This window comes from Halopseudomonas yangmingensis (assembly GCF_900114825.1).
GTDB lineage: Bacteria > Pseudomonadota > Gammaproteobacteria > Pseudomonadales > Pseudomonadaceae > Halopseudomonas > Halopseudomonas yangmingensis.
This window is the reverse complement of the sequence record NZ_FOUI01000003.1, coordinates 23,406-35,977: the sequence shown is the minus strand read 5'-3', so window position 1 is coordinate 35,977 and position 12,572 is coordinate 23,406. Positions and strand designations below refer to the sequence as shown.

Sequence of the window (12,572 nt, the reverse complement as noted above, 5' to 3'; positions counted from 1 at the left end):
GTCAGATCACTCGGGTTCCAGCTCGCAACCATCGCGATCCCGGAACCCGAGCAGGTAGAGAATGCCATCCAGCCCCAGGGTAGAAATTGCCTGTTTGGCCGACTGTTTGACCAGCGGCTTGGCGCGGAAAGCCACCCCCAGCCCGGCAATCGACAGCATCGGCAGGTCATTGGCACCATCACCCACTGCTATGGTCTGCTCAAGACTGATCCCCTCACGGGCCGCCAGTTCGCGCAGCAGATCGGCCTTGCGCTGACCATCGACGATCGGCTCGATTGCACGCCCGGTCAGTTTGCCATCGACGATTTCCAGCGTATTGGCATACACATAATCAATACCCAGGCGTTGCTGCAGCCGCTCGGCAAAATAACTGAAACCGCCGGACAGGATCGCCGTCTTGTATCCCAGCCGACGCAACTGGGCTATCAGGGTTTCCGCGCCCTCGGTCAGGCGCAGCGACTCGGCAATCCCCTGCAGCACATCCTCGGGCAGCCCCTTGAGCAGCGCCATGCGCTCGCGGAAACTGGCCTTGAAATCCAGCTCGCCACGCATCGCCCGCTCGGTAATTTCCGCCACCTGCTCACCAACGCCAGCAGCCTTGGCCAACTCATCAATCACCTCGGCATCAATCAGCGTGGAATCCATATCGAACACCACCAGACGCCGGTTACGACGGAACAGGCTGTCCTGCTGGAAGGCGATATCGACGTTCAGCTCCTGACCGATAGCCAAAAATTCTGCGCGCAGCGCCGCTGCATCGGCCGGCTCGCCACGTACGGAAAACTCTACGCAGCCCTTGCCCTGATCGGCCGGCAGCCCTTCCGGAATGCGCCCGGAGAGGCGATCGATATGATCGATATTCAGAGAGAAACGCGCAGTAATCTCACTCACCCTGGCAATATGCTCAGCGGTAATACGCCGCGCCAGCAACGTAACGATATGCCGCGACTTGCCCTGCCCCGTCACCCAACGCCGATACTCCTCTGCCGACACCGGCGTAAAGCGCACCTGCTGGTCCAACTCGTAACCACGGAACAGCACATCCTTGAGCACATCCGACATACCGGCCTGGTCCGGCATTTCGACCAGAATGCCGAACGACAGGGTGTCGTGGATGACAGCCTGTCCGATATCCAGAATATTCACCCGTGCACGCGCCAGTACCCCGGTAATCGCGGCAGTCAGCCCGGGGCGGTCCGGCCCGGTTATGTTGATCAGGACAATTTCCTTCAAGGCAAGGCTCCAACAGATCGGATTCAGCGCATTCTACCCGCTGGCGGACGGACTGTGCAGCTCGCACCGGCAATCGGGCCGAACGCCGGCCGGCGCTTTTGTCGTCACCAGCGAATGGCTATACTCGACGCATGCCGCAGTCCGCTTGCCTTGTCACCATGGAAGGAGCCAGCCTGCAGTCCGCCACCCCATTGCCAAATCCGGAATCCGACTTGAATCCGCCCGAAGAACCCACTGAAAACCTGTATTTGCGCGGCTATGCCGCCTGGCGCAACCACAGCCTGACACTGCGTAGCCGTCTATTGCTACTGGTTATGCTGCCCATGCTGATGTTGCTTGGTGGATTGCTCTGGTATGCCATGCTCAGCGCCCCGGCTGAACAGGCCAGACAGGTCGACGCTGTCGGCCAGCAACTGGCCCGGCAACTGGCGGGCACTCTCGCAGAACCACTCAAGGCAGGCGACCACCTGAGCCTTAACCTGCAACTGGCACAGTGGCAGCAGAACCCGCTGATCATCCATGCCAGCGTCAGCAACCCCGAGCAGCGTATTATTGCCGAAGCTGGCCAGCGCCCGTCAGAAGAGCAACTACCTCCTGGCAAGGGGCGCTTTAGCGCAGACATCAATACCAACGACACCCGCCTTGGGCAGTTACAACTATCACTGGCAGCTGAGCCCTGGCGCAGCACAACAGAGCTACTGTTTTCGGGACTCTTCCAGCTATGGCTGATTGTGCTGGCAGCAGCCCTGTTGCTGGCATGGCGTCTGGCCGAGAGCCAGAAATCGCTGCTCGAAGCGCTTGGCCTCTGGGATCCCGAACAGTCCAGAGCTCCCGGGCTGCAACGACATGACGAGTTCGGTGTTCTTGCCAGACGCCTCAACCAGCGCTTCGGGCCACCTGAACCAGAACCCGAACCCCAACCGGAGCCGGAACCCGTGCTGCACACGGATTCACAGGAAAACGACGAACTGAATGCGGATGACATACCAGTAGACGGTCTGCAAGCGATCGATCCGCCGGATGCCAAGACAGTCGCACCGGACCAACCCGGACCGCAAACCACCGGGAGCGAACCGTTCGATACCGCACAGGATGTTTCTCAGGAAGCCGGGACACCTGAAGCAGCTATTGAATCTGCCACCGACACTGCCATGCTCTGCGTGCGTATCGGCAACCAGGAAGCCCTGCGCAGGCTCTCTCGCGAACGGCTACTCGGCCTGCTTGAGCGCTACCGCCATCATCTGGAACGTGCCTGCCAGCTGTACCGCGGTGAGCAGCACACACTGCATGACGGCACCGCCGTTCTGCTGTTCCATGCCGCCACCTGCAACCAGGACGAGCTGACACACGCCCTGTGCTGTGGCGAGTTGCTACGGGTGCTGGCTCACGACCTGCAGATCGAAATCGCCGACACCGGCATCACGCTTAACCTGCAACTGGTGTTGGGCCACGGCAGCAGCCCGATGAACCAGCCCGGCCTGCCACTGGAACAGGATGAAACACTCACAGCAGCCCTTACCCAGCTGGAGCACAGCCGTAACCTGCTGCTGCTGGACGCCGAACTGGCTGCCAGCAGCCTGCTGGCCCAGCGCGCCGCCACCCGCCGCCTGGCCAGCCAACCGGAAGTCCGCTGCGTCGAACGCCTGCGCGAGCCCTGGCAAAGTGCCCTTGAGCGCCAGATTAACCAGCTCTACCGCGAACGGCGCGGCTAGACAAAGGCTGCATAGCAAAAAGGCGCCTGCGGGCGCCTTTTTGCTGGACCATTCAGATCAGAACATCTGACGCAGAATGATGGTTTCGTTACGGTCAGGACCGGTAGAGATGATATCGATAGGTGCACCCACCAACGCCTCGATACGGCGGATATAGGCCCGCGCATTCTCCGGCAGTTGCTCCATGGTCTGGGCACCCAGGGTCGACTCGCTCCAGCCGGGCATTTCCTCGTACACAGGATCCAGGCCGATATAGCTGTCGGCATCGGTCGGCGCTTCGATCACCGCACCATCGGCATTGCGGTAACCGACGCAGATACGTATCACTTCCAGACCGTCCAGCACATCCAGCTTGGTCAGACACAGACCGCTGATACTGTTGATCTCGATGGCGCGGCGCAGGATTACCGCATCGAACCAGCCGCAACGGCGCGCACGCCCGGTGGTCGAACCGAACTCGTGACCGCGTTCGGCCAGACGAGCACCCACCTCATCGAACAGCTCGGTGGGGAAGGGACCGGAACCCACGCGGGTGGTATAGGCCTTGGTGATACCCAGCACATAATCCAGATACAGCGGACCGAAACCCGAACCGGTGGCAGTCCCGCCGGCCGTGGTGTTGGAACTGGTAACGAACGGATAGGTGCCATGGTCGATGTCCAGCAGCGACCCCTGGGCACCCTCGAACATGATATTGGCACCCTCGCGGCGCAGTTCATGCAGGCGCGCGGTGACATCGGTCATCAGCGGACGCAGCCAGTCAGCAAATTCCATGGCTTCATCCAGCGTCTTCTGGAAGTCGATCGGGTCAACCTTGTAGTAATGCTGCAGGGCAAAGTTGTGGTAATCCAGCACCTCACCCAGCTTGGCAGCAAAACGCTCACGGTGGAACAGATCAGCTACCCGCAGACCGCGGCGTGCCACCTTGTCCTCGTAAGCCGGGCCGATACCGCGACCAGTGGTACCTATCTTGGCCTCGCCACGGGCCTTCTCGCGAGCCTGATCCAGCGCCACATGATAGGGCAGGATCAGCGGACAGGCCGGACTGATACGCAGGCGCTCACGCACCGGTACACCACGCGCTTCCAGCTGCTTGAGCTCCTTCAGCAGCGCCTCCGGGGACAGCACCACACCGTTGCCGATGTAACACATCACGCCCTCGCGCAAGATGCCGGAGGGGATCAGGTGCAGCACGGTTTTCTCGCCATCGATCACCAGTGTGTGACCAGCATTGTGCCCGCCCTGGTAACGCACTACTGCCGATACCTGATCGGTCAGCAGATCGACGATCTTGCCCTTGCCCTCATCGCCCCACTGGGTACCCAGGATGACAACGTTCTTGCCCATGTGTGTCTTGCCTCGTTGAGAAATAACCGGCCTTGCGGCCAACAATCAGGAATTCAGTTCACGCACCTGCCAGTGCCCGTCAATCAGTCGCAGCATCCGCGTGCAGCCATGCATCGCCGCTGCACTGTCGGGCTGGCCCGGCAGCGCAGCAATCACCCGTTCGCCGCGCGCGCGCAACTCACGGATAGCCTGCAGCAGTCCGGGCTGGGTCGTCTGTGGCGCCCAGATACTCTCAGGCGCAGGCGATTCGCAGTGGCCACGTTCGACCAGCAGTCGCATGTCGGTGGAAAATCCGGTGGCCGGGCGCGCGCGGCCAAAGTCACGACCGATCTCGTCATAGCGGCCGCCCTGGGCAATACTCTGGCCAGCACCGGGAACAAAGGCAGCAAACACCATACCGGTGTGGTAATGGTAGCCGCGCAACTCGCCCAGATCGAAATACAGCGGAATGTGTGGATAGGCCGACTGCAGCGCGGCAGAGACTTCAGCCAGATCATCCAGCGCTGCCAACACCATCTCCGGAGCGCCATCCAGCAAGGCATGGGCACGATCCAGCACACTGCGGTCACCGGCCAGATCCACCAGACTGCAGAGCATCGCGGCAATCTGTCCCTGGCCTACACCGGCAACCAGCGTCTGCACCTCGTCCAGTGCCTTGCGCTGCAGGGCATCGAACAACGCCTGTTCGGTGGCCTCATCCAGGCCGGCGGCCTGTACCAGCCCACGGTAAATACCGACATGACCGATATCCAGATGCACATCCGGCACGCCGCACACTGCCAGAGTCTCCAGCATCAGGCTGATGATCTCGATATCGCTGGCACTGGAGGCATCGCCATAGAGCTCGGCGCCCAACTGGATCAGGCTGCGCGCAGTTGACAGCGGACGCGGACGGGTATGCAACACACTGCCGCAGTAACAAAGACGGCTGGGTTCATCACGCTTGAGCGTATGGGCGTCAATCCGCGCCACCTGTGGCGTGATATCGGCACGCAATCCGAGCATGCGCCCGGACAGCTGATCGATTACCTGGAAAGTCTGCAGTTGCAGATCATGTCCGGTGCCGGTCAGCAGGGATTCGAGGTATTCGATATGCGGGGTGATGACCAGGTCATAGCCCCAGGCGGAGAACAGGTCCAGCAACCGGCGTCGGGCGGATTCGATACGCGCGGCCTCGGCTGGCAGCACCTCGTCAATCCCATCCGGCAACAGCCAGCGGTCTACAGTCGGCATAACACTACCTTGTCTATGGTGATGGCACGCTCAGCGGATCAGGTACAGCAGGCCGGTACCCGTCAGCATGGCGATCAGCCCGGCCACGCGCAGGCTGCGTTCATCCATGGCGGCGACGCTCGCCAGCATGCGTTTCCAGTATCGCGGCGCAAGAAAGGGCATCAGCCCCTCCAGCACCAGCAACAGACAGACGGCAATTGCCAGTTCCTGCCACATGCGGCCCCCGCAGCCATGCTGCCGACTTACAGCCGGCAGCAGTCACAAAAAAGCCGGGATTCCTCCCGGCTGCGCAAGTGTAACACGTTTTTCCGTCGGCCAAAGCCGCTTTGCCAGCGGCTCAGCCGAACGGCGGACAGATCAGTTGCTGCGATTTTGCAGGTAGCGGAAGAAGTCGCTCTGCGGATCCAGCACCAGCACATCCGACTTGCTGGTAAAGCTCTCGCGATAGGCCTGCAGGCTGCGGTAGAAGGAGTAGAACTCCGGCTCCTTGTTATAGGCCTCGGCATAAATGGCAGCTGCGGCCGCGTCACCGTCACCGCGAATCTCCTCGGCCTCACGGAACGCCTCGGCCAGAATCACCCGCTGCTGGCGATCAGCATCGGCACGGATACCCTCGCCCAGCTCACGACCCTTGGCGCGATGCTCGCGCGCCTCACGCTCACGCTCGGTACTCATCCGCTCGAATACGCTGCGGTTCACCTCACGCGGTAGGTCGATGGCCTTGACCCGCACATCCAGCACCTCAATACCCAGCTCACGCTGCGCGCTGGCATCCAGAGTGGCGGTTATGTCAGCCATCAACTGATCACGCTCACCGGATACCACCTCATGCAGGGTACGCCGCGCCACCTCGTTGCGCAGGCCGGACTCCAGCTGGCGCGACAGGCGTTCCTCGGCAATGCTGCGCAAGCCCGAAGTGGCGGTGTAGAAGCGCTGCACATTGGCGATACGCCATTTGGCGTAGGAATCCACCATCAACGCCTTCTTTTCCAGCGTCAGGTAACGCTGGGTCGCGGTATCCAGGGTCAGCAAGCGACCATCAAACAGCCGGACTTCCTGCACAAAGGGCAACTTGAAGTGCAGCCCCGGCGGCACATCATCCTTCACCACCCGACCGAACTGCAGCACTATGCCGCGTTCTGTCTGGCTGACCACGTAAAACGAATTCCATCCGACCGCCAACGCCACCAGCGCCACGATCAACCCGAAAACCATCTTGTTGCTCATCAGCGGCTCTCCCTCGAACGCAGATCACGTGATTGCAGCTGGGCCGGCAGGCGCCCCAGAGCATCGCCGGAAGTTCCCGCAGTAGCAGAGCTGCCGCCAGCCGCAGGCGCGCCCGACTGCTGCATCAGCTTGTCCAGCGGCAAATACAGCAGGTTATTGTTGCCCTCACCACCGGAGACCATGATCTTGCTGGTATTGCTCAGCACTTCCTGCAGCGTCTCGATATACATACGCTCGCGCATCACCCCAGGCGCCAACTGGTACTGCTCGACCAGCAAGTTGAAGCGTTGAGCTTCACCCATCGCCCGCGCCACCACCTCGTCGCGGTAACCATTGGCCTCTTCCAGCAGGCGCTGGGCCTGACCGCGGGCTTCCGGAATCACGCTGTTGGCGTAGGCTTCCGCCTGATTGCGCTCACGCACCTCGTCCTCACGGGCACGGATCACATCATCGAAGGCATCCTGCACCTCACCCGGGGCCTGGGCGCTTTCGATATTGACCTGCACCACGGTAATCCCGGTGTTGTACAGATCCAGGTAACGCTGCAGACGCTCGGTCACCTCGACACCCATCTGCTCACGCCCCTCGGTCAGCACCTGGTGCATCGAGGTGGAACCCACCACATGCCGCAGGGCACTCTCGGTGGCATGGCGCAGACTGGTTTCCGGGTCCTCGACCTTCAGCACGAAGTTCTCCAGGTTGGAAATACGGTATTGCACCGCCAGCGGCACCTCGACGATGTTCTCGTCCTCGGTGAGCATCTGGCCCGCCTGACGGTAGGAACGCACCTGGGTCACATTACGCTGGAACTTGCGCTCGATAGGCGGCAGATACAGATGCAGGCCCGACTCCACGGTACGGTGGTATTCACCGAAACGCAGAATCACTGCCTGCTCCTGCTCGTCGACCATATACACGGCGTTGAACAGCCAGAACACCAGCAGGGCCAGACCACCCAGCCCCCAGACACCCTTGGGAATGCCCGCACCGCCGCCGATATTGCGCGGCCCACCGTTATCGTTGCGGCGCTTGCCGCCACCGAACATCTTGTTCAGATTGTCCTGCAGTTTGCGCAGGGCCTCGTCCAGGTCCGGTGGTCCCTGATTGCCGCCGCCGCGCTTACCGCCACCGCCGCCTCCCCAGGGGTCCTGGTTGTTCGAATTATTGCCGCCACCAGGCTCGTTCCAGGCCATAGCCTTCTCCGTTGTTGATTGACTCACATTTGCCGATCGGCAAAAAAGATGCTGCCATCCTACCGCAATTGCCGAATAACGCGCGACCGAGCGGGCCAGGCATTATTGCAAAACATGTTGCTCAAGGAATTGCTCGGGTTGCAGCCCCGCCCGCTTGAGCAGGCGATTGAAATCGCTACGTGGCAAACGCAGCTCCAGTTGCTGGCGCCCATCCTCGGTCATTGCCTCGCCAAGCACTGCACCGGCAGCGTAGAACTGTGCACGCAACCGGCCCTGATCATGTCCAAGCACCACCTGCTGCTGCAGCATGTCCTCGCCAAGCCGTTCGGCAATCGCCCGACCCAGCAAATCCATTCCCTGCCCTTGCTGCGCCGACAGCCAGACCCGCTCCGGACAACCGGACTCATCGGACTGAACATTCGGCTCGACAGCCTCGAGCAGGTCAATCTTGTTGTAGACATCCAGCATCGGTAACTGGTCGGCACCGATTTCACCCAACACCAGATGCACCTGTTCGATATTCGCCTGACGCTCGGGATCAGCGGCATCCACCACATGCAGTAGCAGATCGGCCTGACTGGATTCCTCCAGCGTGGCACGAAAGGCCTCAACCAGCTTGTGCGGCAGATGCCGGATAAACCCCACAGTATCGGCGACAATCACCGGACCTATGTCAGGCAGCTCAATACGCCGCAGGGTCGGGTCAAGGGTGGCAAACAGCTGATCGGCGGCATACACCGCCGACTCGGTCAGGCGATTAAACAGGGTCGACTTGCCGGCGTTGGTATAACCGACCAGCGACACCACCGGAATTTCCGCCCGGCGGCGACCGCGTCGCGCCTGCTCACGCTGGCTGCGGACTTTCTCGAGTCGCTTGGTGATCTGCTTGATCCGTGCACGCAACAAGCGGCGGTCGGTTTCCAACTGGGTTTCCCCCGGACCGCGCAGACCAATACCGCCCTTCTGCCGCTCAAGGTGAGTCCAGCCACGTACCAGACGGGTGCTCAGATGCTCAAGCTGGGCCAGTTCGACCTGCAGCTTGCCCTCATGGGTGCGTGCACGCTGGGCAAAAATATCGAGGATCAAGCCGGTACGGTCAATCACCCGGCACTTGAACTCGCGCTCGAGGTTGCGCTCCTGACTGGGCGTCAGGGTGTGGTTGAAGATCACCACATCGGCCTGCTCGGCCGCCACCAGGGCAGCCAGCTCCTCAACCTTTCCGGCCCCGATCAGGAACCTGGGACTGGCATGATGGCGGGTGACAGTGACAAAGCCGGCGACATCGGCACCGGCTGAACGAACCAGTTCGAGGAACTCGTCAGCATCTTCACGCGTCTGCTCGTCCAGCCCTTCGAGGTGAACCAGCAGTGCCCGCTCACCTCCTTCATGGCGCTCGAAAAACAATCAGGCCTCCATCATCAGGCGTCGGGTGCCTCGTCTTCTTCACCAGGTTGTGCCGGCAGACGCACTGGGCGACCGGGAACCACGGTGGAAATGGCATGCTTGTAGACCATCTGGCTGACAGTATTCTTCAGCAGAATGACAAACTGGTCGAAAGACTCGATCTGGCCCTGCAGCTTGATGCCGTTGACCAGATAAATGGATACCGGGACACGTTCCTTGCGCAGAACGTTCAGGTAAGGGTCTTGTAGAGAATGCCCTTTTGACATTGCCTCACTCCTTAATGGACGCGGTAACCCGCATTAAATTGTTTTGCTCGCACAGAGCATAGCAGCCAATCCACTCTTCGCCATCCGCGACTGGTACTGCCCCGACTCCGTCTATATGGTGATATCCGTCAGCGCTTTCAAGGCGTTGTCAAAGCGCCGCGAGTCCAGACTGTCGAGCCAGTCGACAGGCGCAAGCCAGCCGCGCAGCCAGGTGAACTGCCGCTTGGCCAGCTGCCGGGTGGCAATCACGCCCCGTTCGACCATCGCCTCGTGCGAGAGGTTCCCCTGCAAATAATCCCATACCTGCCGGTAACCCACTGCGCGAATGGATGGAAGCCCCGGATGCAGATCGCCACGGGCATACAAACGCTCGACTTCGTCAACAAATCCCTGCTCGATCATCAGCGAAAAACGCTGGGCAATCCGCTGATGCAGCACCTGACGCTCATTTGGCGCTATCGCCAACCAGCGCACAGTATACGGCAAATTGCCGCCGTCGCCTGTGCCCACCGAAACATTTTCCTCGCGCTGCAGCGCGTGCCAGACGCTCAGCGGCCGACCACTGAGCAGATAGACCTCCAATGCGCGCTGGATGCGTTGCGGGTCGTTCGGATGGATACGTGCCGCCGCCTCCGGGTCGACTGCCGCCAGCTCCGCATGCAGAGCCGGCCAGCCCTGCTGCGCCGCGCGCAACTCGAGACTGGCACGCAGGGCCTGATCGGCCGCCGGCATGCTCGCCAGCCCGGCCGACCAGGCCCGATAGTAGAGCATGGTGCCGCCAACCAGCAGCGGGATGCGTCCACGCCGGTGAATATCACTGATCAGCGGCTCGACATCACTGACAAAACGCGCCGCCGAATAGGCCTCGGCGGGATCGAGAATATCTACCAAATGGTGCGGAAAAGCCTGCAAGGTGGCCGCATCCGGCTTGGCAGTGCCAATATCCATACCCCGATAGACCAGCGCCGAATCGACACTGATCAGCTCACAGGGCAAACGTTCGGCCAGATACAACGCCAGATCGGTCTTGCCGGCGGCAGTTGGCCCCATCAGGCATATCACCGGTGGCTTCGCCGTGGGCTGCAGATCCGCGTCCATGCCTCAGCGCCCGCGCAGGAACAGTCGGTCCAGCTCGGCCAGGCTGAGCCGGGTCCAGGTCGGACGACCATGATTGCATTGGCCGCTGCGCTCGGTGGCTTCCATGTCGCGCAGCAGGGCATTCATTTCAGTCAGGGTCAGGCGCCGGTTGGCACGCACCGCACCATGGCAGGCCATGGTCGCCAGCAGCTCGTTGCGATGGGCCTGAATACGGTCGCTGCTACCGTACTCCAGCAGATCCGCCAGCACATCGCGCACCAGCTGCGCGGCATCCGCCTGGCGCAGCAAGGACGGAATCTCGCGGATCGCCAGGCTTTCCGGCCCCATGCGCTGCAACTCGAAGCCCAAACGGGCAAACCAGTCGGCATGCTCATCGGCGCAGTCGGCCTCACGCTGGCTCAGGGCCATGGACTCCGGCACCAGCAGCGGCTGACTGCGCAGCCCCTCGCTATCCATCGCCTGCTTCAGCCGCTCATAGGTGACCCGCTCGTGGGCCGCATGCATATCCACCAGCACCAGCCCCTCGGCGTTCTCCGCCAGAATGTAGACACCATGCAGCTGGGCCAGCGCATAGCCCAGCGGCGGTATCTCGCCCGGCTCGCTGACCGGCAGCGGCTGGCTCGGCACTGGCTCGGCATACAGCTGGCGCAGCCCCTGCAACTGCTGGCTGACCTCGCCAGCGGCAGGCCGCTCGGGTGGCGTCCAGTTCGACCATTGGCTGCCGGCACCGCTATCCAGGGCGATGGGCTGCTGCCCGGCAAATTCACCCGCTGCCAGCCCGCCCGGGCGCGCCGTTATTAATTCCGGCACAGTGGTTTGGGCCGGCGCCGGACTGTCACCCGGGCGCTGCTCGGCCAACGCCCGGTGCAGGGTACTGAACAGAAAATCGTGCACCATACGGCTGTCACGGAAGCGCACCTCATGCTTGGTCGGGTGCACATTCACGTCAACCACCGCCGGGTCCAGCTCCATAAACAGCACAAAGGTTGGATGCCGGCCGTTGTACAGCACATCACGGTAGGCCTGGCGCACCGCATGGGCCACCAGCTTGTCGCGGATCAGCCGGCCATTCACATAGAAATACTGCAGATCAGCCTGACTGCGAGAAAAGGTCGGCAGTCCAACCCAGCCCCACAGACGCAGCCCGCCGCGCTCGCTGTCGATTTGCAGGGACTGCTCGACAAACGCCGGGCCACAGACACTGGCTACCCGTCGCCGCGCCTCAGCCTCGCTCTGCGCGGCGCGCAGCGCCAGCACCGGCTTGCCGTTGTGACGCAGGTTGAAGGCCACATCAAAACGCGACAGCGCCAGCCGTTTGACCACTTCCTCCAGATGGGAAAACTCGGTCTTCTCGGTACGCAGGAACTTGCGGCGGGCCGGGGTATTGAAAAACAGGTCACGCACTTCCACCGTGGTGCCACGCGGATGCGCCGCCGGCTGCACCCGTGGCTGCATGTCGCGGCCCTCGGTTTCCACCTGCCAGGCCTGCTCGGCGCCTTCGATGGCCGAGGTCAGGGTCAGTCGCGATACCGAACTGACCGAAGCCAGCGCCTCGCCACGAAAGCCCAGAGTGGCGACCCGTTCCAGGTCATCCAGCTCGACAATCTTGCTGGTGGCGTGGCGCGACAACGCCAGCGGCAGGTCGTCCGGATCAATACCGCAGCCATCATCGCGCACCCGCAACAGCTTGACACCGCCTTCCTCGACATCGATATCGATACGGGTAGCACCAGCATCCAGGCTGTTTTCCAGCAACTCCTTGATCACCGAGGCGGGACGCTCAACCACCTCACCGGCGGCAATCTGGTTGGCCAGCCGCGGGCTGAGCAAATGAATCTTCGGCATGAATCCTCGTAATG

The 12,572-nt window shown here is 61.7% G+C and carries 11 protein-coding genes; 1 reads left to right on the top strand and 10 read right to left on the bottom strand.

The window, feature by feature from the left end; all coding sequences use genetic code 11:
* Positions 1-6: 6 nt before the first annotated feature.
* Positions 7-1,233: a phosphoserine phosphatase SerB gene (gene serB / locus BMZ23_RS04320; protein WP_093473226.1), complete on the bottom strand. Its 1,227-nt coding sequence runs from the start codon at positions 1,231-1,233 to the stop codon at positions 7-9.
* Positions 1,234-1,445: 212 nt separating this feature from the next.
* Here serB and BMZ23_RS04315 point away from each other — a divergent pair, with 212 nt between their 5' ends.
* On the top strand, positions 1,446-2,945 hold the full coding sequence (locus tag BMZ23_RS04315) for a hypothetical protein (RefSeq protein WP_143069561.1): 1,500 nt from the start codon (positions 1,446-1,448) through the stop codon (positions 2,943-2,945).
* 57 nt (positions 2,946-3,002) lie between these two features.
* Here BMZ23_RS04315 and BMZ23_RS04310 read toward each other — a convergent pair whose 3' ends face one another.
* The 9 genes from BMZ23_RS04310 to mutL all read right to left on the bottom strand — a co-directional run bounded on the left by BMZ23_RS04310 (position 3,003) and on the right by mutL (position 12,558).
* A complete protein-coding gene (locus BMZ23_RS04310) occupies positions 3,003-4,292 on the bottom strand; it encodes an adenylosuccinate synthase (RefSeq protein WP_093473220.1) in 1,290 nt (429 codons plus the stop codon).
* 45 nt (positions 4,293-4,337) lie between these two features.
* Positions 4,338-5,525: an ATP phosphoribosyltransferase regulatory subunit gene (locus BMZ23_RS04305; RefSeq protein WP_093473218.1), complete on the bottom strand. Its 1,188-nt coding sequence runs from the start codon at positions 5,523-5,525 to the stop codon at positions 4,338-4,340.
* 30 nt (positions 5,526-5,555) lie between these two features.
* A complete protein-coding gene (locus BMZ23_RS04300) occupies positions 5,556-5,741 on the bottom strand; it encodes a DUF2065 domain-containing protein (RefSeq protein ID WP_093473216.1) in 186 nt (61 codons plus the stop codon).
* 141 nt (positions 5,742-5,882) lie between these two features.
* Entirely contained in the window at positions 5,883-6,752 is an 870-nt protein-coding gene (gene hflC, locus BMZ23_RS04295; protein WP_093473214.1) for a protease modulator HflC, read from the bottom strand.
* Entirely contained in the window at positions 6,752-7,945 is a 1,194-nt protein-coding gene (hflK, locus tag BMZ23_RS04290; RefSeq protein ID WP_093473212.1) for an FtsH protease activity modulator HflK, read from the bottom strand. Before hflK ends, hflC begins: the two co-directional genes overlap by 1 nt.
* A gap of 102 nt (positions 7,946-8,047) precedes the next feature.
* The gene (gene hflX, locus BMZ23_RS04285; RefSeq protein ID WP_093473210.1) at positions 8,048-9,349 is read right to left on the bottom strand and encodes a ribosome rescue GTPase HflX; all 1,302 of its coding nucleotides are present in this window, start codon (positions 9,347-9,349) and stop codon (positions 8,048-8,050) included.
* Between the two features lie 14 nt (positions 9,350-9,363).
* Positions 9,364-9,615: an RNA chaperone Hfq gene (gene hfq, locus BMZ23_RS04280; protein WP_093473208.1), complete on the bottom strand. Its 252-nt coding sequence runs from the start codon at positions 9,613-9,615 to the stop codon at positions 9,364-9,366.
* Positions 9,616-9,726: 111 nt separating this feature from the next.
* Entirely contained in the window at positions 9,727-10,713 is a 987-nt protein-coding gene (miaA, locus tag BMZ23_RS04275) for a tRNA (adenosine(37)-N6)-dimethylallyltransferase MiaA (RefSeq protein ID WP_093473206.1), read from the bottom strand.
* Between the two features lie 3 nt (positions 10,714-10,716).
* On the bottom strand, positions 10,717-12,558 hold the full coding sequence (gene mutL, locus BMZ23_RS04270; RefSeq protein ID WP_093473204.1) for a DNA mismatch repair endonuclease MutL: 1,842 nt from the start codon (positions 12,556-12,558) through the stop codon (positions 10,717-10,719).
* Between the last annotated feature and the right edge of the window lie 14 nt (positions 12,559-12,572).

Bases quoted from the DNA above. Each gene is read 5' to 3' on its own strand.
- BMZ23_RS04310 (WP_093473220.1), bottom strand. From the start codon at position 4,292: ATGGGCAAGAACGTTGTCATCCTGGGTACCCAGTGGGGCGATGAGGGC.
- mutL (WP_093473204.1), bottom strand. From the start codon at position 12,558: ATGCCGAAGATTCATTTGCTCAGCCCGCGGCTGGCCAACCAGATTGCC.
- miaA (WP_093473206.1), bottom strand. From the start codon at position 10,713: ATGGACGCGGATCTGCAGCCCACGGCGAAGCCACCGGTGATATGCCTG.
- BMZ23_RS04305 (WP_093473218.1), bottom strand. From the start codon at position 5,525: ATGCCGACTGTAGACCGCTGGCTGTTGCCGGATGGGATTGACGAGGTG.
- hflC (WP_093473214.1), bottom strand. From the start codon at position 6,752: ATGAGCAACAAGATGGTTTTCGGGTTGATCGTGGCGCTGGTGGCGTTG.
- hflK (WP_093473212.1), bottom strand. From the start codon at position 7,945: ATGGCCTGGAACGAGCCTGGTGGCGGCAATAATTCGAACAACCAGGAC.
- hfq (WP_093473208.1), bottom strand. From the start codon at position 9,615: ATGTCAAAAGGGCATTCTCTACAAGACCCTTACCTGAACGTTCTGCGC.
- BMZ23_RS04300 (WP_093473216.1), bottom strand. From the start codon at position 5,741: ATGTGGCAGGAACTGGCAATTGCCGTCTGTCTGTTGCTGGTGCTGGAG.